General features: G+C 60.0%; 24 protein-coding genes. 8 read left to right on the forward strand and 16 right to left on the reverse strand.

Going from position 1 to position 26098, the window contains the following annotated elements:
• Window positions 1–102: 102 nt before the first annotated feature.
• The 5 genes from CU048_10095 to CU048_10115 all read right to left on the reverse strand — a co-directional run bounded on the left by CU048_10095 (window position 103) and on the right by CU048_10115 (window position 4456).
• A complete protein-coding gene (locus CU048_10095) occupies window positions 103–1260 on the reverse strand; it encodes a hypothetical protein (GenBank protein ID QBR71570.1) in 1158 nt (385 codons plus the stop codon).
• Between the two features lie 480 nt (window positions 1261–1740).
• A complete protein-coding gene (locus CU048_10100; protein ID QBR71571.1) occupies window positions 1741–2472 on the reverse strand; it encodes a glutamine amidotransferase in 732 nt (243 codons plus the stop codon).
• 31 nt (window positions 2473–2503) lie between these two features.
• Window positions 2504–3334 carry a short-chain dehydrogenase gene (locus tag CU048_10105; GenBank protein ID QBR71572.1) on the reverse strand — a complete coding sequence of 277 codons (831 nt, stop codon included), beginning with the start codon at window positions 3332–3334 and terminating at the stop codon, window positions 2504–2506.
• Between the two features lie 2 nt (window positions 3335–3336).
• The gene (locus tag CU048_10110; protein QBR71573.1) at window positions 3337–3837 is read right to left on the reverse strand and encodes a hypothetical protein; all 501 of its coding nucleotides are present in this window, start codon (window positions 3835–3837) and stop codon (window positions 3337–3339) included.
• Between the two features lie 67 nt (window positions 3838–3904).
• Window positions 3905–4456 (reverse strand): hypothetical protein, encoded by a 552-nt coding sequence (locus CU048_10115; protein ID QBR71574.1) that lies wholly within the window; start codon window positions 4454–4456, stop codon window positions 3905–3907.
• A 154-nt stretch (window positions 4457–4610) separates the two neighbouring features.
• On the opposite strand from CU048_10115, the gene CU048_10120 reads away from it, so the two are divergent.
• Together CU048_10120 and CU048_10125 are read left to right on the forward strand one after the other, a co-directional pair.
• The gene (locus CU048_10120) at window positions 4611–7043 is read left to right on the forward strand and encodes a phenylalanine--tRNA ligase subunit beta (GenBank protein QBR71575.1); all 2433 of its coding nucleotides are present in this window, start codon (window positions 4611–4613) and stop codon (window positions 7041–7043) included.
• Window positions 7044–7059: 16 nt separating this feature from the next.
• Complete coding sequence (locus CU048_10125) at window positions 7060–7485, forward strand: hypothetical protein (protein QBR71576.1); 426 nt, start codon at window positions 7060–7062, stop codon at window positions 7483–7485.
• A gap of 18 nt (window positions 7486–7503) precedes the next feature.
• Here the strand turns inward: CU048_10125 and CU048_10130 are convergent, their stop codons facing one another.
• From CU048_10130 to gnd, 4 genes are all read right to left on the reverse strand, one after another.
• Window positions 7504–7869 (reverse strand): 50S ribosomal protein L20, encoded by a 366-nt coding sequence (locus CU048_10130; protein QBR71577.1) that lies wholly within the window; start codon window positions 7867–7869, stop codon window positions 7504–7506.
• A 49-nt stretch (window positions 7870–7918) separates the two neighbouring features.
• Window positions 7919–8119, reverse strand: a complete 201-nt coding sequence (locus tag CU048_10135) for a 50S ribosomal protein L35 (protein QBR71578.1) — start codon at window positions 8117–8119, stop codon at window positions 7919–7921.
• Window positions 8120–8762: 643 nt separating this feature from the next.
• A complete protein-coding gene (gene pgl / locus CU048_10140) occupies window positions 8763–9488 on the reverse strand; it encodes a 6-phosphogluconolactonase (GenBank protein QBR71579.1) in 726 nt (241 codons plus the stop codon).
• A gap of 61 nt (window positions 9489–9549) precedes the next feature.
• Entirely contained in the window at window positions 9550–10545 is a 996-nt protein-coding gene (gene gnd, locus CU048_10145) for a 6-phosphogluconate dehydrogenase (decarboxylating) (GenBank protein ID QBR71580.1), read from the reverse strand.
• A 264-nt stretch (window positions 10546–10809) separates the two neighbouring features.
• On the opposite strand from gnd, the gene CU048_10150 reads away from it, so the two are divergent.
• The 4 genes from CU048_10150 to CU048_10165 all read left to right on the forward strand — a co-directional run bounded on the left by CU048_10150 (window position 10810) and on the right by CU048_10165 (window position 15559).
• Entirely contained in the window at window positions 10810–12168 is a 1359-nt protein-coding gene (locus tag CU048_10150; GenBank protein QBR72835.1) for a sodium:proton antiporter, read from the forward strand.
• A 168-nt stretch (window positions 12169–12336) separates the two neighbouring features.
• On the forward strand, window positions 12337–13245 hold the full coding sequence (locus CU048_10155; protein ID QBR71581.1) for a hypothetical protein: 909 nt from the start codon (window positions 12337–12339) through the stop codon (window positions 13243–13245).
• Between the two features lie 210 nt (window positions 13246–13455).
• Window positions 13456–14355 carry a hypothetical protein gene (locus CU048_10160; protein ID QBR71582.1) on the forward strand — a complete coding sequence of 300 codons (900 nt, stop codon included), beginning with the start codon at window positions 13456–13458 and terminating at the stop codon, window positions 14353–14355.
• Window positions 14356–14509: 154 nt separating this feature from the next.
• Window positions 14510–15559, forward strand: coding sequence for a Holliday junction branch migration DNA helicase RuvB (locus CU048_10165; GenBank protein ID QBR71583.1), 1050 nt, complete (start codon window positions 14510–14512; stop codon window positions 15557–15559).
• Here the strand turns inward: CU048_10165 and CU048_10170 are convergent.
• The 7 genes from CU048_10170 to CU048_10200 all read right to left on the reverse strand — a co-directional run bounded on the left by CU048_10170 (window position 15556) and on the right by CU048_10200 (window position 23848).
• Complete coding sequence (locus CU048_10170; GenBank protein ID QBR71584.1) at window positions 15556–16335, reverse strand: hypothetical protein; 780 nt, start codon at window positions 16333–16335, stop codon at window positions 15556–15558. The two genes, CU048_10165 and CU048_10170, sit on opposite strands and share 4 nt — an antisense overlap.
• Before the next feature lie 154 nt (window positions 16336–16489).
• Entirely contained in the window at window positions 16490–17392 is a 903-nt protein-coding gene (locus CU048_10175) for a tRNA pseudouridine(55) synthase TruB (protein QBR71585.1), read from the reverse strand.
• Window positions 17389–17802, reverse strand: coding sequence for a ribosome-binding factor A (locus CU048_10180; protein ID QBR71586.1), 414 nt, complete (start codon window positions 17800–17802; stop codon window positions 17389–17391). The genes CU048_10175 and CU048_10180 overlap by 4 nt, the downstream gene beginning before the upstream one ends.
• A gap of 158 nt (window positions 17803–17960) precedes the next feature.
• Window positions 17961–20600: a translation initiation factor IF-2 gene (locus CU048_10185; GenBank protein QBR71587.1), complete on the reverse strand. Its 2640-nt coding sequence runs from the start codon at window positions 20598–20600 to the stop codon at window positions 17961–17963.
• Between the two features lie 90 nt (window positions 20601–20690).
• Window positions 20691–21347 carry a DNA-binding protein gene (locus CU048_10190; protein QBR71588.1) on the reverse strand — a complete coding sequence of 219 codons (657 nt, stop codon included), beginning with the start codon at window positions 21345–21347 and terminating at the stop codon, window positions 20691–20693.
• 10 nt (window positions 21348–21357) lie between these two features.
• Window positions 21358–22953, reverse strand: a complete 1596-nt coding sequence (locus CU048_10195) for a transcription termination/antitermination protein NusA (protein ID QBR71589.1) — start codon at window positions 22951–22953, stop codon at window positions 21358–21360.
• Window positions 22934–23848 (reverse strand): ribosome maturation factor RimP, encoded by a 915-nt coding sequence (locus CU048_10200; protein ID QBR71590.1) that lies wholly within the window; start codon window positions 23846–23848, stop codon window positions 22934–22936. The genes CU048_10195 and CU048_10200 overlap by 20 nt, the downstream gene beginning before the upstream one ends.
• Before the next feature lie 330 nt (window positions 23849–24178).
• On the opposite strand from CU048_10200, the gene CU048_10205 reads away from it, so the two are divergent.
• Together CU048_10205 and CU048_10210 are read left to right on the forward strand one after the other, a co-directional pair.
• Complete coding sequence (locus CU048_10205; GenBank protein QBR71591.1) at window positions 24179–25138, forward strand: co-chaperone YbbN; 960 nt, start codon at window positions 24179–24181, stop codon at window positions 25136–25138.
• 281 nt (window positions 25139–25419) lie between these two features.
• The gene (locus CU048_10210; protein QBR71592.1) at window positions 25420–26088 is read left to right on the forward strand and encodes a peptidase S16; all 669 of its coding nucleotides are present in this window, start codon (window positions 25420–25422) and stop codon (window positions 26086–26088) included.
• The last annotated feature ends 10 nt before the right edge of the window (window positions 26089–26098 follow it).

Below are 26098 nucleotides of genomic sequence, written 5' to 3' on the forward strand. Positions count from 1 at the left end.
CCTTAGACCAGCGGGGATCAATTCCCGATTAGAAGCGTTGTAAGGTAAATTGCGCAAAATTGCATAACAATTTGCACTTTTATGAACCGGAAGGTCCTTGAATCAGGAATCCCAGCATTCCGTCGCACCTTTATCGGCGATATCGAGCAGAAGAGGCACAAGTTCGGCCTGTCGATGGGTGCCGGTTTTTTCAAAGATGCTGGAAAGCTGAGCGCGGGCCGTCGCGACCGAAATGCCGCGCCGCCGGGCCGCCGCCTCGCGGCCGTCGCCTTTGACGATCTCGGCCGCCAATCTCGCCTCCGCAGCGGTGAGATTGAAACGCCGGTGCAGACCTCGCGTGAGGATCGCCCGATCAATTTCGGGGTCCACCACGGTCACCATCGCGACGGGGGCGCGAAGGCCGAGCCAAGGGATTTCCACGACCGGCGTTTTGGGCCGCATCGGGGTCACCGCAACTTTGAGAGGGGCCCGGTTCAAACCTCGCCGCACTTCAAACTGTCCGCCGAATGGCCCCCGCAACGGGCCGACCCCGGGCGCACAAGAGGCGATCAGTTGTTGCAAGCGGAACGGACCATCTTTTGAGGCGAGGCAACCGCTTTTGATGACGAGCCCATCGCCGGCGTCGAGCAACGCACGCGCCGCGGTGTTTGCGTAAAGCGTGTGGCCTACGGCATCCACCATGATTGCTGCCTGCCGAATATTTTCGAAGCGCTCCGGCGTCGTGTCATGCCCCAGATCGGACGTCCAAAGCTGACGATGGATCCGCACCGCGCGTACGATGTGGCGGATCGCCGCCTCGAATAGGCGGATTTGCCTTGGCGTCGGCGCCTCATGTTTCGGATCGTTGACCATGCAGATCAGCGCCGAAACATTATTTTCAGACATTAGATTTGCTGCAAGCATCGCGAAGCCGTAGTCGGCCTTTTTCCACCATTCGTTGAAAATGGGTGTCTTGGCGAAGTCTTGCCGATCCATGAGGGTGTCGAACGAGTAAAGCTTGCCGACGGGTTGCGTGCCGGAGTTAATCCAGAGCGGATTGTGGAACGCCCAGTAGCTTTTGTAGCTGGCGTCCAATTCGGGATAGGTCCGCCGGGAAATCGAATCGAAGGTGTTGGCGCGCCGGTCCATGGTCGCGATGATCGCCTGCATCGTTCCCACGACATCGGCGAGCTTCGCCAGCACCGACGGCCATAGGTTGCCCTCCAGCGCCGCGGCGTAAACCAGGTCGATCAGAGCGATGAACTCAGCTTCATCATTCATGGTGTCGCTATACCTGCTTACGGTCGGTCATCGTTGGACGGGGGAGGATGGATGAAAGGCGCGGTGGGCGGTTCGTACCCCCCACGTGCTTCCGCGTGCGTCCGCAGGCATGAAGGGTCTGCTGATCACCGGCACATCACCCTGTCCCTAACTGAGGAGGGAGAACTGTAAAACGAGGCCTACAAGATTGGACCATCGCACGATTTAGAACATATGTCCGATGCGCCGCAACGGGAACTCTGCAACAACCGTCTTATCGCGGGGGTGTGAAATGGTCCTCCCAAGCCTCCCCCCAGTGATTTAATCACGTAACAATTTGCTTTGATTCCGCCGTTCCGCCCTCTCGCAGTTCAATGCGATCTTCGGCGGGACGGCGGCATTTTGTCGCCGCGCTGCCGCCTTAAGAATTTGCCGGCGTAACTGAGCCAACACGGTTCCGGGTCGAACCGAGCTAACCTAGACCATATTGGAACTGGATTTTCAGTTTACGGGCTCGCGGGTCGGATCGTTCCCGGAAAGCCAACGGCGCAGGAATGCGCTCGACCAGCGCCCAACCGCGCGGTCGTGCCGAAACCAGCCTTCAATATGGCGGTGACGCGGATGGGCGCCGAGTCGAGACATTCCCTCTGTCGTCAGAACGGTCCATCGGCACATCATCGGCAAAGTCACCTCCGGGTGGAACTGGAGGCCAAAGGCAGCTTCACCGTAGCGAAAGGCCTGAGCTTCGAATTCGCGCCCTTTTGCGAGCAAAGTCGCTCCCCGCGGCAGATCGAAGCCTTCACCGTGCCATTGATAGACATGGCTGGGAAAGCGGCACGCGCAAAGCTTATGCCCATGTTCCGTGGGATCGATGGGATAATAGCCGATCTCGACGCGTCCTTGCGGATGCGGGCAAACGCGGTGGCCAAGATGGCGGGCCAGCATTTGGGCGCCGAGGCAAATGCCGAGAAAGGGTTTGCGTTCTTTGAGGGGAACGCCGATCCAGTCGATCTCGCGGCGGACCCAGGCCTGCTCGTCGTTGACGCTCATCGGACCGCCAAAGACAATGACGCCGGCATGGTCTTTCAGCGTTGCCGGCAGGGGATCGCCAAACCGCGGGCGCCGGACATCAAGGGCCAGCCCCTCCGCCCGCAAAATCCGTCCAAACCGTCCCGGCGTCGAATGTTTTTGGTGCAGAACGATAAGAATCCGGCCAAATGATTTGCAATTCATAGGGCTCAAATTTTTTGGGACCAGCCGCGCCCTAAGCGCGCCCGATTCGATTTTGCTGCATACGCGAAATAATAGCCAAACTTATCGACTTTGGCAAAAACCGCGCTGACAATATGCTGAGTTTGTTAAATAAACCCGGCACGATCTCGCGCCGTCCGGCGAGCAGCCCGGCGTAGCCGGCTTCGGCGACCTCCATGGCGGTGGAACTTGGAACCAGCGCCAGCTGCATACCCGGGCCAAAACCGGCGCGGGCTTGAAAATCGGTTTTTGTATAGCCCGGACACAGGGCTGTCACAGTGACGCCCTGACCCTGCAACTCCTTCGAAAGGGCAAGACTGAAGGAGAGAACAAAAGATTTCGAGGCGTAATAGATGGCCATCCCAGGGCCGCCGGGAAAATAGCCAGCCACCGACGCGACGTTCAGGATCTTGCCGCCAGTAGAGCGGAGGGCCGGCAGAAAATGCAAAGTCAGCCCGACCAGCGCTTGAATGTTGAGATCGATAATTTCGAGTTGTTCCGCCGGGTCGAGGTCGGCAACCGGACCGGCGAGGCCGAAACCGGCATTGTTCACGAGAATATTGGGGGTGGCGCCGGCGGCATCCAGCCGACGCGCGATTTCGAGGGCTGCTCCCGGTAGGGCAAGATCAAGGACCAAGGTCAAAGGCCGCGGTCGACCACTCGCTGCGATTTCGTCCGCCAGCGCCGCGAGCTTGTCACCGCTTCGTGCCGCAAGGGCAAGATCGTGACCGTGGCGGGCGAAAACGCGGGCGAGATCGGCGCCAATCCCGCCTGAGGCGCCAGTGACAAGGGTAACGCCTCGGGTCGGCGATTGGCTCTCCGGGTGGAGATTGGCCTCGCTCACGCTTATGCTTTCGCCGCCGTCCAGGGATTGACCACTTTGGTCTCGGCCGACGTTTGCCCGGCGACGCGTTGGCGCATCAAGACCCTATCCCGGTTTGTAACGTTGAGAAGTTCGGCGACACGCCAGATGGTGTTTTCTTCGAATTCATGGACCACGCCGTCGGCGAATGCGATATCCCACATCATCTCCACGATCTTTTGCCGCCCGGCGTCGTCGAGAGCGCGTTTCAGAATGCTGGTGAAGCGATAGAAATCAACGGCTTCGCGATCGCTCTGTTCGGCGAGTGTCACCAGCTCAGCCGCAGCCTTCGCATCCAGGCCAAAGCGCTCCTCGATGATCGTCATCAGCCGGCGGCGTTCGGCAAGGTCGGTCTTCCCATCGGCATTGGCGACATGGACCAGCAAGGCCACCGCCGCGAGCCGGTAATCCTCCTCGCCGAAATTTCGCGAGGCCGCGTCCGCGCCGGTGACCTCGGCGATGAAATTCTTCAGGACATCGAACATTGACGGTCTCCAAACACGGTTGCCTGAAATATAGGGCCGATCGGTCCCCGGCGCACCGGCTGATTGATCAGCGCAGCAGGAGACAGGTCCAAAAGCCCTCCGGCCGATGGAAGGCGCGGCGCATCTCCCGAATCCAGTCCAGACAGATCGCGCGCGACGGGAAACAGAGCTTTTCCTCACGCCAATCGACGAGGGCTTGGCCGTAAACATCGATATAGGGGCGCCCGCCGGAGAAATGGCCGAGCCAGACCGACGCCCAGGGCAATTGTTCGGCCGTGGGGAGAATCGGTCCCCAGAACGGCCCGCCGGCCCGGCATGGAACTCCAACGATAGCCAAATCTTCGCCGGCGGGAACGGGCGTATAATCTGCCGCCCGTGCCGGGCCGCAAAAGCTCAAAACCACGGCGATCGGCAAAAGCTTGGCTTTGAGGGTCGCTGCGACCGCAGGTCTCCAGGTGCGGGACATGATCCGATCCTTCGCAAAGAATGATATTTGACCTTTGCCGGCAAAGTCGCCTCGCCGCAAGTGCGAATGCGCGGGATACCTACGCTGGCCACAGCCGGAGGGCTGGGGTGCCGGAAGCTTTCGGGAGGATTGTGCCGGAATGTTTGCCTCCATTCACCGTTCCGGATCGCTTGAAAAATCTTCGTTCAATTTGGATTCGGGAATTTCCCGCCGGCTAAGAAAACCTCTAGAAACGGCAAAGACCATTGACCGGGCCGGACAAAATACCTTTTGTCGCTCCGGGTTTTGACGCTTTTTTGGAAATGCAATGAAATTCACTGTCTCCTGGCTGAAGGACCATATCGAGACCGACGCCACCCTCGATGAAATGATCGCGACGCTGACCAAGATCGGCCTCGAAGTTGAGCATGTCGAGGATAAGGCTCTCGCGCTCAAGGATTTTGTCGTCGCTCGCGTGGTCGAAGCCAAGCCTCATCCCAACGCCGATCGGCTGCGGGTTTGTCTCGTCGATACCGGCGGGGAGGCCCCGGTGCAGGTCGTTTGCGGCGCGCCCAATGCCCGCACCGGCATGAAATCGGTGTTTGCTGCGCCGGGGGCCCATATCCCCGGCAAGAAGATCACGCTCGCCAAGGGCGTCATTCGCGGCGTCGAATCCAACGGCATGCTCTGTTCGGGCGCCGAACTTGAATTATCCGACGATCATGACGGGATTCTCGATTTGCCCGACGCGGCGCCGGTCGGCGTGGCTTATGCGCAATGGGCGCATCTCGATGACCCGGTGATTGAAATCAATCTCCTGCCTAATCGTCCCGATGCGGCGGGGGTGCACGGCATCGCCCGCGATCTCGCGGCAGCGGGGCTCGGCAAGTTCAAGGATCGGCCCATCAAGCCGGTCGAAAGCAAATTTCCCTGTCCTCGCCAAGTCAGGCTCGATTTGGCGCCGGCCGATGCGCATCTGGCACCGGTCTTCGCGTTGCGCCAGGTGCGCGGCGTTCGCAATGGACAAAGCCCCGACTGGATGCAAAAGCGGCTCAAGGCGATTGGGCTGCGGCCGATCAATGCGCTTGTCGACATCACCAATTACCTGACCTTCGATCGCGCCCGCCCGCTTCACGTGTTCGATGCAAATAAGGTCGAGGGCAATATCGTCGTCCGCCGCGCGCGGGAGGGGGAGACCCTCGTCGCGCTTGATGGCCGGACCTATACGCTCGATCCGGATGTTTTGGTGATCGCGGATGATTCGGGCGTTGAATCACTCGCCGGAATCATGGGGGGCCAAGCCTCGGGGTGCGATGAATCGACGACCGATGTGCTGATCGAAGCGGCATTATGGGACGAAGTGAATATTGCGCGAAGCGGCCGGCGCCTTGGCATCAATTCGGATGCGCGTTACCGGTTTGAACGGGGTGTCGATCCGGCGTTCTGTCTGCCCGGATTGGAACTTGCGACGCGGCTCGTGATCGAGCTTTGCGGCGGCGTCGCCTCGACGCCGGTCGTTGCGGGAAAAGTGCCGCAGCCCGATAAACGCGTGGTCTTTCCCTGGAGCGAAGTGAAGCGATTGACCGGGCTCGATCTCGAAACTTCCGAGATGGCCGGCATTCTCGAACATCTCGGGTTCGAGCTGGCCAATTTCGCCGGCAACAGCGACGAGGTCGTCGTAAAAGTCCCCTCGTTCCGGCCCGACATCGAGGGCAAGGCCGATCTTGTCGAGGAGATCGTGCGGATCGCCGGTCTCGAGCGTGTCGCGGCGCGGCCGTTGCCGCGCGCTTCGGATCAGGTCGCGGCTGCAGTCTTGACCCTGCTGCAAAAGCGGGTGGGAAACGCCAAACGGGCGCTCGCCGCCAATGGCCTTGTTGAGGCGGTTACCTGGTCGTTTGTTTCGCATCAGCGGGCCCTGTTATTTGGTGGCGGCGCGCCGTCTGTGGCGCTCGCAAATCCGATCGCCCCCGAGCTATCGGACATGCGGCCGAGCCTGCTGCCGGGGCTGATCGCGGCGGCTCAACGCAATGCCGACCGCGGTCATGGGGACGTCGCGCTGTTCGAAGTCGGGCAAATTTTTTTGGGCGATGGCGAAAACGATCAGCGGATCGCCGCCAGTGCAATCCGACGCGGCAGGGCGAAACAGATGGGAACCGGGCGGCATTGGTCGGCTGCTCCGGCCGACGTCGATATTTTTGATGCCAAGGCCGACGCCTTGGCGCTTCTTGCGTCGCTCGGCGTTCCGACCAGTGGTTTGCAGACCGTCTCCGGAGGCCCGGACTGGTTTCATCCGGGCCGCTCGGGGACCCTGCAATTTGGGCCAAAAAATGTCATCGGTGCGTTTGGAGAGCTCCATCCGCGCCATCTTGAGGCCATTGGCGCAGAGGGACCGGTCGTCGGCTTTGAAATTATCCTCAATGACATACCGGCGCCGAAATCGAAGCCGACAAAGGCAAAACCGAAGCTCGAATTTTCGGAGCTCATGCCCGTGCAGCGCGACTTTGCTTTCGTGGTCGATCGTTTCGTGAAGGCGGCCGATATTTTGAAAGCCGCCCAAGCGGGCGAGCGCGCGCTCGTCTCGGATGTCGGCGTTTTCGACGTCTATGAAGGCAAGGGCATACCCGAAGGTAAGAAATCGGTCGCCATATCTGTCACACTGCAACCGCGCGAAAAAACCCTGACCGAAGCCGAGATCGATGCCGTCGCTGGCAAGATCATCGCGGAGGTCACCAAAAAAACCGGCGCGACCCTCAGAGGATAAAGCCTTGCGATCCATCATGCCCGTCATTTTCGCAGCCGCCTTCGTCGCGGTCCCTGCGATTTCGCAAGCCGCTCCGCGCGGCATCAATGATTGCGAAAAAATCCAGGCGGCGGACGCCTATAACCAGTGCCTGGCATTGTTTGGACCTGTCGCCCGCGGGCATCGTTCGGTCGGCGCAGGCACGGATAACCAGGATGCCGCGGAGGCCAACGTCGAGAACTCCGAAGACTCGGTTGCCACGGCGGCAGCTTCAAACGAAACCGTTGACAAGGGCCGCCATGGGCGGCGCCACGCGAGCCGGCATGGCTGGGCGCGACACCATAGTTCTACGCATCATGCGCGGCACGGGCATTGGCGCCACAGCGGAACGGCCGAGCACGCGCAGGGTAAAAGCAAAAGGCTCGCGTTCAGCGTCGTGCCAGGCCGTACGCGCCTGCGCTGAGCATTTCGCGGCGCGGGCTTAGGCCCGCGCGGGAAGAGCGCCCTTCGCCTTTTCGACGATCGCTTTGAAGGCCTCGGGCTCGCTGATCGCGAGTTCGGCAAGAACCTTGCGATCGATCTCGATGCCGGCTTTGGCAAGGCCATCGATGAAGCGCGAATAGGTGAGGCCGAGTTCGCGCACCGCTGCATTCAGACGTTGAATCCATAAGGCCCGGAAAACCCGCTTTTTGACGCGCCGGTCGCGCGTCGCATATTGCATCGAACGGTCGACGGCGGCCTTCGCGGCGCGGATGGTATTCTTGCGGCGACCATAAAAACCTGTGGCGGCCTTCAGTGTCTTCTTGTGCTTGGCGTGCGAGGTGACGCCGCGTTTGACGCGTGCCATGGCTGAACTCCGGATTTATGCTGAAATGGACAAAGGATGAAGCGCGCTTTCAGCCGTTGGGCAGAAAGAATTTTATGATGTTGTCGCCATCGCTTTTGAACATCACATTGGTGCCGCGCAGATTCCGAATCTGCTTATTGGTCCGTTTGATCATGCCGTGGCGTTTGCCGCGTTGCGCATAGATCACCTTGCCGGTGGCGGTGATCTTGAAGCGCTTCTTGGCGCCCGATTTGGTTTTCAGTTTGGGCATTTTGCTTAAGTCTCCGTCAGGCGTCTCGCGCCCGAAAATGTGTCGACCGAGCGGACCATTGGGACCGCTCGCGTTTCGAACGAATTCGAAACAAGCGAAAGAACCGCCACGGCAGCCCTTATCAGCCGGGCGGTTCGGAACTGCGCCTTATACGCAATGACAAGGGAAATGCAAGGCCGTTCCCTCAATCAGAAGCCGACGCCGAGAAGCACAACCCCTGGGCAGGCTAGGGATGCGCATTTGCCTCTTGCGGGCTGCTGGGCAGGCAGCGCCCGACTGGGGGGAGGGGTCGGGCGGGGGGCCCGGGAACGCCCTTGCAGGCAGTCGAACGCCGGCGACTGATAATCTTCATGCTCCGGTCCGGCCAATGTGAGGCGGCTGGACAGGGCCATCAAGGCGCCCGTCGCAAAAACAAGTGTCACATATTCCCGCAGCCGCAACCCGTACACCTCCCAGGAGAAAAATTAACGCGCGGGACCTGTGTCCATTGGCTTTCCTCTCCAAGCGGAACCACGCGGTCAGCCAAGGGCGCAATCGCGGTTTCCGCACTAAATCGGGAGAATACGGCAAAGGTCTGTGCGAAAAACCGCAAGGCTTGCCGTAAAGCTTTCGCTCGGCCGGCTTAAGCGACCGGGATTTATGATTATCGGCCCGGCGCCGCCGCGCGGTCTGCGAAGATGCGGATAGCGCCCCGCGTCGCGAGCCGAGCCGCGGGCAGACTTTGGTCACCGGCGAGCACGCGGCCGAGAATCTCTCGTTTTTGGGGCCCTGACACCAGAAACAAAATGATTCGGCTCGATTCCAGTGCCGGATAAGTGAGCGAAATGCGCGGTTCCGGCTTCGCCCCGCGGATCGAAGTCACCCAGGCCTTCCGTTCCTCCAGGGCCACGGTGCCGGGAAAAAGCGAGGCGGTGTGTCCATCCTCGCCGAGACCGAGCAAATTGACACCAAACAGGGGCCGGTCGGGATCGAGCGTTCGGCTGCCATAGAAGTCCTGCAAGACCTTCTCATACAGTGCCGCCGCTTCTTCCGGCGAAGCGCAATCGGTGGGAATCGGGTGAACCTGTGCGGGCGGAATCGGCACGTACTGGATCAAGGCTTCCCACGCCATCCGATAATTGCTGTCACGATCCGTTGCCGGCACAAAACGTTCATCGCCCCAGAAGAGATGAATTTTTCCCCAATCGATGCGCGGGGAAAAATCGGGGCCGCCAAGAAGCTCATAAACCCGTTTCGGCGTCGAACCGCCGGAGAGGCCGAGGCCGACGGCGCCGGAGGCCTGCGCGATAAAGGTGACAAGCCAAGCTGCGACGCGGTTCGCCATGGACTCGGGGTCATCTGCGACGTCGAGGATCGGTACTGGGGTCATCTTATGATCTTTGTCGCGAAGGGGCCGTTATGGAAGTTCAAAGGCCAATTTCCATCCCGCGCTACCTATGCGGCGGAGTGTCTGCGGAGCGTTCGACATGACCGCCGAATTTGAAACGCATCGCCGACAGCAGCTTTTCCCCGAATGTATGTTGCTCGCGGGAGCGAAACCGCGCGAACAGCGAAGCGGCAAGGACATTGGCCGGCACGGCTTCTTCGATGGCCGCATCGACGGTCCAGCGACCCTCGCCGGAATCTTCGACCGCGCCGGTGAAATTCGCAAGCGCGGGGTCTTCCGCAAGTGCCATCGCACTAAGATCAAGTAGCCATGACGAGATGACACTCCCGCGCCGCCAGACTTCGGCGATGTCGGCAAGATTAAGCGTGAACCGCTCGCTTTCGGGAAGGGCAGACTCGGCCTTGCCCTTCAAAATGCCGAACCCCTCGGCGTAGGCCTGCATCAGACCATATTCGATGCCATTGTGAATCATTTTCACGAAATGGCCAGCGCCCGCGGGACCGGCATGGATATAGCCGCGCTCGGCTCTTGGATCTTGATCCTGCCGGCCGGGCGTCCTGGCAATCGAGCCGAGGCCTGGCGCGAGGGCTTGGAAAATCGGATCGAGATGATCGACTGCGGTGTCAGTGCCGCCGATCATCATGCAATAGCCGCGCTCGAGGCCCCAGATCCCGCCGGAGGTTCCGACATCGACATAGGCGATGTTTTTCGCCGCAAGGGCTTTGGCCCGCCTTATGTCGTCTTTGTAAAATGTATTGCCGCCATCGATCAGAATGTCTCCACTGCTCAACAGAGCGCTCACGCGATCGAGCATGGCTTCGGTAACGGCGCCGGCGGGAAGCATGATCCAAATCGCCCGTGGAGGATCGAGTTTCTTGACAAGATCCGAGATGTCCGAGGCTGGCGTCAGGCCCTCGGCGGCAAGTTCGGCAACCGGCTGTTGGGTCCGGTTGTAGACCACGCAATGCTGTCCGGCCCGGTGGAGGCGCCGCGCGATATTGCTTCCCATCCGGCCGAGGCCAATGACGCCAAGCTGCATTTTGACCCCTTTCGGCGCTCGCCGAAACGGCGAGCCATCGCAATTTGAGGTGCATGCTAAAGCACCGGCGTAAAACGTGCCAGTCGGACGTAAGTTTCGAACGCGGGCATGGATCGCGGCGCCTTTGCCGATTTGCACCAAAACGGCTGGACCTTGATGGGCCTATCGCTCAATTGTAGAGCCATATGCGACCCACCCCTGGAGACAACCGCCCCCATGATATCTTCTCTGACAAAAGGCGTGGGTTTGGCTGCGGTTTTCTCGATGACGATGGCGACTTCGGCGGTGGCGTCGCCCTCGCTCGATGGCGCGCAGCTTTCATGGCCCCTTGCTTTGCCGTTTGCTGGGATGCTCCTGTCGATCGCGCTCGGCCCGCTCGTCGTCAAGGAATGGTGGCACATCCATTACGAGAAGGCGGCTGCCTTTTGGGCGGTCGCGGCGATTTCCGGCCTTGTCGCGGTCGAGGGGTTTTCCGCGACCGCGGCCGGCGTTGTGCACAGCATGGCGCTCGAATATCTGCCCTTCATCCTCATGCTCTTTGCCCTGTTCACAGCGGCGGGAGGCATTGTGGTCGAAGGTAGACTCAATGGTTCGCCGGTCGCCAATACGCTGATCCTGGCATTTGGGGCTGGCATCGCCAGCATCGTTGGCACAACCGGCGCCTCGATGATCTTGATCCGCCCGCTGATCGTTGCCAACAGCGGCCGCCGGTTCAATGCCCATGTCGTGGTTTTCTTTATCTTCCTAGTTTCCAATATCGGGGGAGTGCTAACGCCGCTCGGCGACCCACCTCTTTTCCTCGGCTTTCTGCAAGGGATCGATTTCTTTTGGACGGCGCGTAATTTGTGGCTTGAAGCGCTGTTCGCCGTCGGCGTGCTGCTTCTTGTCTTTTTCGTCATCGACTCGTTTCTTTATCGGCGCGAAAAGAATCCGCCCCGTGAACAAACGGGCCTTCGGGTGAACGGGCTTGTGAACGTCGGATTGATTGGCATCGCGGTCCTTGCGATCGTCGGCAGCGGCATCTGGCATCCAGGCATAGGCTTCGACGTGCTCGGAGCACGAATCGAATTGCAGAACCTCGTCCGCGAATTCACGATGGTTTTTGTCGGGGTTGCATCGCTGTATTTGACGAGTCCAACTCTGCGTGCCGCCAACGGTTTTGAATGGGAGCCGATCCGGGAGGTCGCCTATCTATTTGCCGGCATTTTTATTTGCATCATTCCGGTGATGGCGATGCTTCGGGCCGGCACGAACGGCCTATTTTCCCTGATGATTCCTATCTTGACCCATGCAGATGGGACCGCGAACAACGTCGTTTACTTCTGGGCGACCGGGCTTCTCTCGTCCTTTTTGGACAACGCCCCGACCTATCTGGTGTTTTTTCAGCTTGCCGGCGGGGATCCGTCACTGCTCATGGGGCCGCTTGCCAGGACCCTGGCGGCCATTTCGCTCGGGGCGGTTTTTCTCGGCGCCAACACCTACATCGGCAATGCGCCGAATTTCATGGTCTATGCGATTGCGCGGCGGGCCGGCATTCGAATGCCCGGCTTTTTCCCCTACATGGCTTGGTCGAGCGTGATCCTGCTGCCGTTGTTTGGTGCGGTCAGCTGGCTGTTTTTTTAGCTACAGCTTGAGTGTCTTTGGGGATTTTGGTCCGGGTGGAACGGTTATTGGCGAAAATGTAGCAGTCTCATGTCGAAAATTGTTATTGTTAGGCTTGGAATAAGCTTTCGAACTGCATAGTGGTATTTGCGGGCGGAGCGATAGTCCTGGCTTTCGCCCTGCCACAACATAATCCCCCGAGTTTTTTCAGTGCTGCCATCTGTTTGGTCTGACGACAAGCGGCGAGAGGATCATGTCGTCCTCGGCGGTCGAACGCTCTCTCTCGACAAGATTTTGAACGAGACGTTTTTCGTTCCCGAGAAGGTGAAGGAGCTCAACAAGATCTTCACGCGGAATGTGCCCTTTCCGCATATCGAATTCGAAGGCCTGTTCTCTCCGCTCCTCCTGGAGCTGATGTATTCGGAATTCGACAGCGTCAAATGGAATGATTGGACGCGTTACGACACCAAGAATGAACGTAAGCTCGCGTCACGGCCAAACGTGCGGTTCGGCCACGCAACGCAGTTATATTTCGACATCATCCATTCCAGTCTCTTCGTCGATTTCATTCAGCGAATCACGGGCATTCCAGGCCTCGTTCCCGACCCTGCGCTTGCAAGCGGCGGGATGCATGAGATTCGGACTGGCGGGAAGTTCTCGTTGCACCTCGATTTCAACCAGCATGAGGTCACGAAACTCGACACGCGCTTGGTCTTCATCACTTATCTCAACAAGGACTGGCTGCCTTCCTACGGCGGGACGTTGGAACTATGGAGCATGGAGAAAAAGAAATGCGTGACGGAAATTCTCCCGACCTTTGGGCGGTCGGCCCTCATCGCCCATTCCTCTAAAAGCCTCCACGGTCATCCGAACCCGGTCAAGGCGCCGGATGGACGTTCGCGGCGCTCCGCCGCCGCCTATTACTACAGCAATGGCCGGTCCGACGGGGAGAGCAGGAATTATCACAGTACGCTCTTTCCCACGCCCATCTCTTTGTCCCAACGGGAAAGACTCGCATCTGCCGTCAAATATGTAACGCCGCCGGTCATAGTCGACGCATTTCGTAAATTGAGCGCGTTTGTGCGCCGTAAACTTTAAGCGCGAATCTCGCGGGTACTCCGTTTGTCGTCGGCTCAGTGCCTGACAATAATCGTCAGTTGATCGCGCGAGAGTTTCGTGTTCGGCTGAATGTCACAAATCCGGTGATTTAGTGGCCGGGGTGTGAAGTTTAGCACCGACTGCGATTTGCGGATATGTGACTGAGAAGGCTCCCATAGTCCTCATTTGGTCAATCACAGAGATCATTTTATGTTGCAAACTCGTTCGATCGACGACGGGCGGCAGTTGCAAGACTACTTTTCCATAGGCGGCCGGACGCTGGGATTCAGTGAAATTTTGAACGAGGCCTTTTTCACGTCGAATAGAATCGACGAATTGAGAGACATTTTTCGGCACAATAAACCGTTCCCGCATATCGTCTTCGACGGATTATTTTCGCCGGTTCTCCTGGAGATCATGGCCGCCGAATTTGACGATCTGCGACCTGAACAGCTTCGTCGCTATAATAATATCAATGAAAAAAAAATCGCGACCAAGGCCAATTGCCGGCTGGGCACCGCGGCACAGCTCTATTTCAATACAATCTACTCTGGGGCCTTCTTCGACTTCCTGCAGCGGATCACCGGCATCGAGGGTCTGATTCCAGACCCTGGGCTCACCAGTGGAGGCCTGCACGAAATACCAAGCGGTGGCCGGTTTGAGCTCCACACCGACTTCAATCAGCATTCGGTCACCAAGCTCGAAAATCGCCTAGTGTTCATCACCTATCTCAACAAGGACTGGCTGCCTTGCTATGGCGGGGCGCTGGAATTGTGGAGCATGGACGAGCAAAAATGCATGGCCGAGATCCAGCCGATTTTTGGCCGCTCCATCTTGTTCGCCCAATCGTCAAAAAGCTTGCACGGTCATCCAAATCCGGTCGATGCGCCGAACGGAAGGACCAGGCGGTCGGCGGCAGCATATTTTTATACCAATGGATGCGCGGCCGGAGAGACGACGCTTTTTCATACAACGCAGTTCTTCAAACCGCTCACTCGAACCCAATACGACAAAATTTCAAACACCATCAAATACTTGGCCCCCCCGGTCTTGATCGAGGCGATTCGGGCCGTGAAGGCGCGATTGAGAAATCAACCGAAGGCGCCCTAAGCGCGCCGTCGGGCGATTTTCCTTTACGCGTCCGGTTGGCCGTCTCAATATCGGGCGATTCGGGCTTTTGCCCGATCGACGCCGTTTGCGCCGCGTCAGACAGCGGCCGAACGATCCTTTTCGCTCCTATGCTCTAGCGTAAGGCCGCAGCTCCGTGCCAAGCCCCCGCCTCGTCACTCCGGAAAAGCGCGACGACGACAAGGATTTGTCGCTGCGTCCCCTGGCGCTTTCGGATTTCACCGGGCAGGAAGCGGTTCGGAAAAACCTGAAGGTTTTTATCGAGGCGGCCCGATCTCGGCGCGAGGCGCTTGATCACGTGCTGTTCGTGGGTCCGCCGGGGCTTGGCAAGACCACCTTGGCGCAGATCGTCGCGCGCGAACTCGAAGTGAATTTCCACTCGACCTCGGGTCCGGTCATTGCCAAGGCGGGCGATCTTGCGGCGCAGCTCACCGGGCTTGAAGAACGCGATGTGCTGTTCATCGATGAAATTCATCGGCTCAATCCCGCGATCGAGGAAATTCTCTATCCGGCGATGGAAGATTTCCAACTCGATCTCATGATTGGCGAGGGGCCGGGTGCCCGCTCGGTCAAACTCCCCCTCAAGCCGTTCACGCTCGTCGGGGCGACGACCCGCGCCGGTCTTTTGACCACACCGCTGCGTGACAGGTTCGGCATTCCGCTCAGATTGGAATTCTACACCGTCGAGGAGCTGGAAAGCATCGTGCGGCGCGGCGCGCGGGTGCTCGCCATTGCGATTTCCGACGACGGCGCCAATGAAATCGCCAAACGCGCGCGCGGCACACCGCGGATTGCCGGCCGTCTTTTGCGCCGAGTCCGCGATTTCGCGATTGTCGATAAGGAGCTCGAAATCACCCGAGGCGTCGCCGACAGGGCGCTGCGCCTCCTCGACGTCGATGCGATCGGGCTCGATTCGATGGATAGGCGTTATCTCAATACGATCGCCGTGTCCTTCGGCGGCGGTCCGGCCGGGATCGAGACCATTGCTGCCGCATTGTCGGAACCGCGCGACGCGATCGAGGACATTATCGAACCGTTTCTGATACAGCGGGGCTTCGTGCAACGCACACCGCGCGGACGCTTGCTGACGCCGCATGCGTTCCGCCATCTCGGCCTCCCGGAGCCGGCACGGGACACGCCGCAATTCCGGCTGTTTGCCGAGGACGGCCGCGACTCCGAGAGCTAATCTGCCCGACTTCCGTTTTCGGTATGGGGGAAAAACGAGAGGTCATCGGTAGCAGTAGTTTCCGCCCCGAGATCAATCATTTGCCCGTAAGCGCGCCTTTCCAAATCGAAAATTCGGACTGTCCGATGTGTAATAGGGTCACCAACGAATTTGTAAGTGGCGCAGGCAATAATGACAAAGCCGGGGATAAATCCAGGCCCGATAGGATTGCTATGGGGTTTCCAGCGCCGATTTTGCGGAACGCTTGGGAACATAATTTCTCCTAACCCCACCACTCTTCCCTGTTCGAAGTCTCTGCAAGTAGTTTCAACTGCGGTCTCGACGGCTTTGGTGGGCATGGCATGAGAGAAACCCCATGGCTCTGGGGGAGTAGGTTGAGGATCGCCTATTGGGATCATTGTAGCGAGAAAATTTACATTGAAAGCGGGCGACTTTCCTACATTGTTGATCGTGTATTTAACGATGAAATTCCAGCCGTTGGAATCGCGGGTGAGCGGACCTTCAGGCTGCATGTCGAGCGAAATCCACGGCCGCTGTTCGGCTTCCACCATAGTAAGTTGTCTGGCCGAGATTTTGGTTTGCTCATCCATAATACTAGCTTGTCTTTTGTAGACAGTGAATTGAGCAATGCCGACAAAGAGGAGGGCAATAGTCAGTGCCATTTCGACCCAGTGCGAGAGCTTCAGATCATAGAAGGACTCTGTGGCCTTCCAATAGCACTTGGGTAGCTTATTATTTCCTTGGTCGCTTGGTTCTGGACTTTTTGGCGTGCTCATGGATGTCAATCTATTGCACTTTTCTGAGAACGCCGTCGTTTCCTCCGGGATCGGTGCCGCAGCACCGGCCTAAGCGGCATCAAAGATGTCCCGGTTGTTCCGATTGTCGTAGCGCCAGGGGAACTCGGCAATATAGAGCGGAAGTATTTACCCCCTAAAAGGGAAGGTTGAACACGCGGCCCGGTATCAATTCGCCCTTTTCCACCGCGCCGACGGCGATGACGACGCCGCCACACGCAGCATAGGCGGACCCGTCAAATGGAGCGTCTTGGCCGCGTAGCAAAACCGATTGACCACGCCTGAGCTTTGCTGCGACGTCGCGATCAACTACGACCCGCGGCATTTCCATCAGGCCCGCCTCGACGCGGCGAAGCGCGCCGGCGTCCTGGACGCCGTCTTCCAATTCCGCCAGCGGAATTGCGTCGGCCTCGTTGAACGGCCCGACGCGAGTCCGGCGCAATGCGCTGACATGGCCATAGCAGCCAAGACTCCGGCCGAGATCGCGGGCGATCGCACGCACATAGGTTCCCTTGCCGCAGCGCGCTTCGAAAACGGCTTCGTCGGGCTGGGCCGCGATGAGATCGAGGGCGTGGATCGTCACCGGGCGCTCGGCAAGAACCGGCTCTTCGCCATGCCGCGCTAGATCATAAGCGCGCTCGCCATTGATCTTGATGGCCGAATAGGCAGGCGGCTGCTGCTGGATCGTCCCGATGAAGCGCGGCAGCAGGGCGAGAATGTCGGCGGTGAGGGGACGCACATCGGAGTGCGCGCGGACCGTGCCGTCGGAATCGTCGGTGTCGGTTTCCTCGCCCCAACGCACCGTAAAGCGATAGGTTTTTTCGCCGTCCTGCACGAAGGGGACGGTTTTCGTCGCCTCGCCGAACGCGACCGGCAAGATGCCCGAGGCGAGCGGATCGAGCGTGCCGGCATGGCCCGCCTTCTTGGCGTTGAAAATGCGCTTCAGCCGCGAAACGGCGTGGGTCGACGTCATCCCGATCGGCTTATCAAGGACGACCCAGCCGTCGACATCCTTCCGCGTTGAGGTCCGCGGGCTCATTCTTGTTCTTTCGGCTTGGGTTCCAAATCGCGTTTGACCTCGGGCAATTCAAAAATTGCATCGATCTTCGAACCATAGTCGAAGCTCGGATCTGCTTTGAAACGAAGTTCGGGAGCCATCCGCAGATTGATCCGATGCGCGAGTTCGCCGCGCAGGAACTTCTTGTGGCGTTCGAGAGCAGAGAGGACCGCATTTATATTCTTGCCGCCGAGCGGCATCACATAGATCGTGGCGAGCTTTAGATCGGGACTCATCCGCACATCGGGGATCGTCACAACCTGGCCTTCGAGGACCGGGTCGCTGATTGCCGAACGGATCAAAAGATCGGACATGGTGTGGCGGATGAGTTCGCCGACGCGCAGCATCCGCTGCGAAGGCTCGGCGCCCTGCTGATGATGAAGTCTGGACATCGGGAACTCCAGCGCGTTAGCGCAAAATCCTTAGTTGGTTCAAGCCGAAACGCCACCCGCGTTCGATGGTCCGGATCGCTGCTTCTCTCTGGATCTGATTGCGAACTGTGTCGGATAAAAGTCAGCTGAAGGCTAAACTGATCTGTTCAAACGCCCGCTCAGAGCGAGCGTTTGATTTCTGTTACGGTGTAGCACTCGATGACATCGCCTGCGCGCATATCCTGGTAATTTTCGAAAGCCATGCCGCATTCCTGGCCAGCCTGCACTTCCTTGACCTCGTCTTTAAATCGCTTGAGCGTCGAGAGCTTGCCCTCATGCACCACGACATTGTCGCGGATGAGCCGGACATTGGCGCCCCGCTGAACGGTTCCGTCGGTGACGCGGCAACCGGCGACCTTGCCGACCTTGGAAATTGTGAAGACTTCCAAAATCTCGGCATTGCCAAGCATCTCTTCGCGTAATGTCGGCGCGAGGAGGCCGGACATCGCCGCCTTCACATCATCCACGAGATTATAGATGATGTTGTAGTAGCGGATCTCAATGCCGGATTGATCGGCGAGCGTGCGGGCTTCCTTGTGCGCGCGCACGTTAAAGCCGATGACCGCCGCACCCGAGGCTTCAGCCAGGGTAATATCCGACTCGGTGATGCCACCCACGCCGGCGTGGATAACGCGTGCAGCCACTTCTTCGGTGTTGAGCTTTTCGAGAGTAGCGACGATTGCTTCAACCGAGCCCTGAACGTCGCCTTTGATGACGAGTGGGAATTCCTTGCGGCCCGCCGTCTTCAATTGGCTCATCATGTCCGACAGGGAACCGCGAGCCAAATTGCCTCGCGCGGCGGCTTTTTCACGCCGCTGGCGTTCACGATATTCGGTGATTTCGCGCGCTCTCGCCTCGGTTTCAACCACCGCGACGCGATCGCCGGCTTCCGGCGAACCGGAAAATCCGAGCACCTCGACGGGAGTCGATGGGCCGGCGTCTCCGCGAACCTCGCCCTTGTCTCCAAGCAGCGCGCGCACGCGGCCCCACTGTGAGCCGCCGACAATGATATCGCCGACCCTGAGCGTGCCGCGCTGTACAAGCACGGTTGCGACCGGCCCCCGTCCCTTGTCGAGACGCGCTTCGATGACGGTGCCTTCGGCGGGCCTTGTGGGGTCGGCTTGGAGGTCGAGCAGTTCAGCCTGCAAGGCGATGAGATCGAGCAGCTTGTCGAGATTGAGTTTCTTGGTGGCCGAAACTTCGACCTCGAGGGTATCGCCGCCGAGCGATTCGACCTGCACCTCATGCTGCAGCAATTCGCTGCGCACGCGCTCGGGCTTGGCGTCGGGCTTGTCGATCTTGTTGATCGCCACGATCATCGGAACCTTGGCAGCACGCGCATGCGCGATCGCTTCGGCCGTCTGCGGCATGACGCCATCGTCGGCGGCAACGACCAGCACGACAATGTCGGTCACCTTGGCGCCGCGCGCGCGCATGGCGGTGAAGGCCGCGTGGCCGGGCGTATCGATGAAAGTCACCGGTGCGCCGTTCGGAGCGACGATCTGATAGGCGCCGATGTGCTGGGTGATGCCGCCGGCTTCGCCGGAGACGACATTGGCGTGACGGATCGCATCGAGCAGCGAGGTCTTGCCATGATCGACATGGCCCATGATCGTCACCACTGCCGGTCGAGGCACGAGATGTTCGTCGGTGTCCGGCCTATCGAAGAGCCCTTCCTCGACATCGGCTTCGGCGACCCGTTTCACGGTATGACCAAGTTCTTCGGCGACGAGCTGCGCTGTATCGGCGTCGATCACATCGGTGATTTTCGCCATCTGGCCTTGCTTCATCAAAAGCTTGATCACATCGACGCCGCGCTCCGACATGCGGTTGGCGAGTTCCTGGATCGTGATGGTTTCGGGCAGGATCACTTCGCGGGTGAGTTTTTCCTTGACCTCGCTGACATGACCCTTCAGCCGTTGCGTACGGCGGCGGAAGGCGGCAACGGATCTTGTGCGCTCGTCCTCTTCCCCGGTGACATTGGCAACGGTGAGACGGCCCCGGCTTTTTTGTTCGGCCCCCTTGACCGGGCGGGGGACGACGACCTTGGTCGGCATGCCGGGACGGCGAACGACGTGCGGGGCTTCCTCTTCCTCCGCAGCAGCGGGCCGTGCCACGGGCGTCAGGCCGGTCGGCGCGAGGGAGGAAACAGCAGCAGGCGTCTTGCGGACGGTCGAGGGCGGGGGCGCTGGAGCTGGCTCACCACCGGCAAGCCGCCGCTTCGCTTCGCTCTCCGAGCGGCGCTTGGCCTCCGCCTCATGCGCGCGGCGCGCCTCTTCCTCGAGCTTACGGGCTTCGGCCGCGGCTCGTTCCTCGCGTTCGCGCGCCTCACGCTCCTCACGGGCTTTGGCGTCGATCTCGGCACGCTTGCGGTCTTCCACTTCACGTTCGCGCGCGCCGGAAAGGGCGCGGGAGCGGGCTTCCCGCTCCTCCTCCGTGAGCGAGCGCAAAATGACGCCGGACGGCGATCTTTGCGGCGCCGAGGGGCGGGCTGGAGCTGCGGGCTGGCGTGGCCGGGGTGGTGCGGCAACGGGAGCCGCGGCGGGTGGCGGCGGTGGCGGCAAAGTGGCTTCCCGGGGGGCATGTGACTCGCCCGGCGCCATGGCGCGACGCTTCACCTTTTCCACCACGACCGCTTTGGAGCGGCCATGCGAAAAGCTCTGGCGTACAATACCGGCTTCGACCGGACGCTTCAAAGTCAGCGTCTTCGTCGGAGCGACGCTCAGCGTGGAATCACCAGGGTTCTTGGTGTCATTCATTAGTCTTGCGTTCCCGGGCCCTTGCCCATTCTGTTACATTGTGCCGGGCATGCGAAGCCCGGCTCGCCAGTCCATGTCAATTCGAATTTTCTAACCGGACGACTGTTTCGGGGACGCCGCCTGAGACGATCCAGATCCATAAAGTGCCAGCTTCCGGCAGCGTTCCAAAAAACCCGCGCTCGCCGTTCCTTCGATCAGAGCTGCATGTATCACATTTGCCCGCCCCAATGCCAAATCCAATTGGCCGGATGGGAACAGATCAATGCGCGGAACGGCAGGCTCATCACCGAAACGCCGGCGTAGGCTTTGCCCCAGCTTGCGGACGCCATCGGCGCCGCAGTCGGCGGCATGAACAAGACCCGCAATGGCTCCTGTCGCAATCACTTCTTCGACCTTGGAAAAGCCCGTGACCACCTGGCCGGCCTTGTTGGCGAGCGAAAGGGCCTGCAGGCAATCCTTGGTTAACAACGCTTCGATCTCCGCCGCCAAAGCCTCGGAGGCCACGACTTTGGTCTTGAAACCACGCGCAAAGGCCTGTCGCTTGACCGCCTCCGCGACGCGATCGGCCCGGGCCGTCACCCAGACGCCCCGGCCGGGCAATTTGCGGCGAATATCGGGGACCACGGTCGCGTCCGGCCCGATCACGAAACGAATCATGTCCTCCGGCGTCCCCTTCGCCCGCGTGACGATACAGGTTCGCTCAGGCGACGCTTCGCTCTTCGGGGCTGCGGCCTTGGCCAAATCCAAAGGACTCTCCCTATTCGCCGTTCTCGTGGACGAAGGCTTCTTCCGGCGTCGGCTCCGGTTGGGCTTCGATCCATCCCGCCTTGACCCGCGCGGTCATGATCAGCGTTTCCGCCTCTTCGCGAGAAATCTCGAAACCGTCCAGAATCCCGGGGTGCTTGGTCGTCTCGCCTTCCTTGCGTTCGGTCCAGCCGGCAAGATCGTCGGTTGCGCAGCCGGCGAGGTCCTCGATGGTCTTGATATCGTTTTCTCCGAATTTGACGAGCATTGCAGTCGTGACGCCGGCGACCTCTTTAAGTTCGTCGGAGACGCCAAGTTCCAATCGCCGCGCGTCCTGCTCCGCCTCGATTTTGGCGAGATAGTCATGCGCGCGCGCCTGAATTTCAGCGGCGGTATCCTGATCGAAGCCCTCGATCGCGGCCACCTCGGTCGGTTCCACGAAGGCCAATTCCTCGACCGACCGGAACCCTTCCGATGCCAGCAGCTGGCCGACGACTTCGTCGACGTTCAGCGCATTCATGAAAATATTGGTCCGCTCGATGAATTCCTTCTGCCGGCGCTCGGATTCCTCCGCCTCCGTCAAAATATCGATGTCCCAGCCGGTGAGCTGCGAGGCCAGCCGGACGTTCTGGCCGCGGCGTCCGATCGCCAAAGACAATTGGTCGTCGGGCACGACGACTTCAATCCGGGCGGAATCCTCGTCGAGCACCACCTTGACGACCTCGGCCGGCTGCAATGCGTTGACGATGAAGGTCGCGGCGTCGGGCGACCAGGGGATGATGTCGATCTTCTCGCCCTGCAATTCATTGACGACCGCCTGGACGCGGGAGCCGCGCATGCCGACGCAGGCGCCCACTGGGTCGATCGACGTATCGCGGGAGATCACCGCGATCTTGGCGCGCGAGCCTGGATCCCGCGCGACCGATTTCACCTCGATGACGCCGTCATAGATTTCAGGAACTTCCTGACGGAACAGCTTGGCCATGAACTGCGGGTGGGTGCGCGAGAGAAAAATCTGCGGGCCGCGCTGTTCGCGCCTGACGTCGTAAACATAGGCACGGGCCCGGTCTCCGGGCCGGAAAACTTCGCGCGGGATCATTTCGTCGCGCCGGATGGTCGCTTCGCCGCGACCCAGATCAATGATCACATTGCCATATTCGACCCGCTTGACGATGCCGTTGACGATATCCCCGATGCGGTCCTTGTATTCTTGGTATTGCCGGTCCCGTTCGGCTTCGCGGACCTTCTGGACGATGACCTGCTTGGCCGATTGCGCCGCGATCCGCCCGAAATCGAACGGGGGCAGGGTTTCGGCAATCCAGTCGCCGACTTGAGCAGCGGGGTTTTTCTTGCGCGCTTCGGTGACCGTGATCTGCGTGGCGTCATTATCGATCTGATCGACCACGAGAAGCAGCCGGGAAAACCGGATTTCTCCCGTTTTCGGGTTGATCTCGGCGCGGACTTCCGTCTCTTGGCCGTAGCGGGAGCGCGCGGCCTTCTGGATTGCGTCTTCCATCGAGGCGAGCACGATCTGCCGATCGATCGATTTTTCCCGCGCGACGGCATCCGCGATCTGCAAGAGCTCGAGCCTATTGGCGCTGACTGCCATCTCTGTCTCCTGTTTCGGGCACGGCCGGGTCTGACCCGTGCGGTGCCGTATTTTGCGGCCGCTCCAGCGGCCTGGTTTGTTTTTGGTTCGTTGGCTTGGCGTTCGGCTGCTTCGTTTTGGTTGGCTTGAACGCGGACCTTACCCCTGCCGGAAGCACAGGTTTGGCCTTGAGGGCGCGGCGAGATGCGAAGCGGCCGGGTCCCCGACGCGGTCCGGTGGACGCGTCTTCATTCGCCTCCGTTCCGCTTGGCTCGGCAGTGTTTTCTTCGGCCTCGGCATCCGGGTCGAGCGAGGCTTTCGCGCTCCGCAAGGATTGGCGGATGAGGGCATCGGTCAAAATCAACCTCGCTTCGCCAATATCATAAAGAGGGAGCACGGCTTCGGCCGTCTCGCCGGGTTTGGCGTCGCTGCGTTCGAATCTCACGACGGCGTTTTGTCCTTCGCCTTCCACGTTGCCGATCAGGCCACGGAAGCGTTTGCGTCCCTCGACGCCGGTCTTCATCTCGATCCGCGCCTCATGAGCCAGCGCGCGGCAGAAATCCGAAACACGGACCAGCGGACGGTCGATACCCGGCGACGAAATCTCCAGGCGATAGGCAATTTTCACCGGATCCTCGACGTCAAGAACCGGCGAGAGAGCGGCGCTCACGATCTCGCAGTCGTTGACATTCATCGACCCGTCCGGCCGTTCCACCATAATCTGCACCACTGTTCCCGCTTGCGTCCAAAGCTTGACCCGAACAAGCCGGTAACCGAGGCCGGCGAGCACCGGCTGCGCAATATGCGCCACCCGCGCAGCGACCCCCGTTTCGTCCATCAAACGAGGCTCGTCGAGGAGGCTTTGCGCCTCCGTATTGATCGCGGTGTGGTCGTGATCCAAATTGAGCCGGTCCATCGCCGGTTCACTCCGGCATACAATAACTGGGAACCACGCTTCGACCCTGACAGCGCCCAATTGGCAATAAAAAAGAGCGGGTCCGGGAGGGCCCACTCTCAATAAAGCGATCGCTTCTATCGAACAACCGTCATGAGAAGTATGAACAACCCCACATATAAGGCAAGGGGCACCGTTGCGCAAGCGCCCGCCCAGCCTTCTGCCGGCCTGTCCCCTCGGCAGGCCGATCCCGTGCGACGCGACAATAATGGACAGTTGCGGTTTCGCGGTTGAAGACGCATTTTGGCAGGAGATTCGCACGCGCAAAAAATAGCGCAGGAGAGCTTGAACATGGCGGGGATTTTCGGGCTGGGGCGCGGCCAAGGGAAAGATCAAGGCGCCGGCCAAGCGGGCCAAACCGCCAAGCCGCCCGGCGCGGAGGCCGCTGACGCCCTCGTGAAGGACGGCTCGACCGCGAGCTTCGGAGCCGATGTGATTGCCGAATCCGCCCGCCAGCCGGTGATCGTCGATTTTTGGGCGCCATGGTGCGAGCCCTGTAAGCAGCTCGCCCCGGTTCTTGAAAAAATAGTCAGGGCCGCGGGCGGCAAAGTAAAGCTCGTCAAGATGAATATTGACGAGCATCCGGAAATCCCCGGACAGCTTGGGGTTCGGTCGATCCCCGCCGTGATCGCCTTCCAGCGCTCGGCGCCGGTCGATGGTTTCATGGGCGCCTTGCCGGAAGCCCAGGTCAAAGGCTTCATCGAGCGGCTGGTTGGGCCCCTCGACGACGGCGCCGATCGCCTCGCGGAAGCGGCGGAGTTGATGGGGGCGGGCGAGCTTGAGGCGGCGGCCGAGATTTATGCAGGCATTCTTGCCAAAGACCCGGATGAACTTGCCGCCATAGCCGGGTTGGCGAAAATCCTCGTCGCATCGGGCGATATTGACAGCGCCAAGCGATTGTTGGCCTCGGTCCCCGCCGGGGGCGAAAGCGACACCGCGATCCTTGCTGCCAAAACCGCGATCGATCTGGCCGAACAGGCGGCTTCCCTCGGTGATTCCGCCGATCTCCTCGGAAAGCTCGCGGCCAACCCGGCCGATCATCAGGCGCGGTTCGATCTGGCTCTTCTTCTCAATGCCCAGAACCGGCGCGAGGAAGCAGCCGAAGCGCTGACCGAAATCATCCGGCGCGATCGGACCTGGCAGGACGACGGCGCCCGCAAGCAATTGCTGCAATTCTTCGACGCCTGGGGGCCGATCGATCCAGCGACAATCGGTGCCCGGCGAAAACTTTCGGCCCTGCTGTTTTCCTGAGGCAAACCGGTGCCGCTCGGCAAACGTCCCGTCGGCTGAGACAGATCACCGATTGAGCATGGCGTAGCTAAAGCTCAACGTGACGTCGGAAAAGCGTAGCTCGGACCGCAGCTTGATCAAAAATAGCTGATTGCTTAATTAATAGGCAATCGCCCAAAAGCTTGGCGGAAGGCAAATTTTTCGATGGAATGGCGCGAGGTCGCCATCGGGGTTATATTAAGTGTCCTCAGCGAAATCCTTGGTCCCAAGGAGCGGAGCCCGGCGAAAGGTGAGGACCAGATATGAGCATGAACCGCGCCTATCGCGATCCGGGGGAGCTGCCAGCCGTATTCCCCATTTTCCCCCTTGCGGGCGCTCTTTTGCTCCCGCGTGGTGAACTGCCGCTCAATATTTTCGAGCGGCGCTATATCGCCATGGTCGACGACGCCATGAAAGCCGCGCGACTTGTGGGGATGATCCAACCCGACCCCGAGGCCGGGGCGGCCAGTGCGACGCCGGCGCTTTTTTCGGTCGGATGCGCGGGGCGTATCACCCAATTGGCCGAAACCGGCGACGGACGTTACCTCGTTACCCTGACCGGGATCGCCCGGTTCAGGATTGTCGAGGAAATCGCGACCGTTACCCCCTATCGGCAATGCCGGGCCGACTTTGGGCCGTTTGCGGTCGATTTCAGTCCCCGCGCCGGCGAGGAAGAGGTCGATCGCGAAGGGGTCTTGCGCACGCTGCGTGATTTTGCCGAGACGAACAACCTCCAGATCGACTGGAACAGCATCAACGAGGCGCCCAACGAAGCGCTGGTCAATGCGCTGTCCATGATGAGCCCGTGCAGCCCGAAGGAAAAACAGGCGCTTCTGGAAGCGCGCGACCTGAAAGGCCGGGCCGACGTCCTCGTCGCGATCACCGAGATCGAATTGGCCCGCGGGAAAAGCGCGTCGACGCCTTTGCACTAGACGCAGGCCA

The organism is Beijerinckiaceae bacterium, assembly GCA_004564215.1.
In the GTDB taxonomy this organism is placed as follows: Bacteria; Pseudomonadota; Alphaproteobacteria; order Rhizobiales; family Beijerinckiaceae; genus Methylocapsa.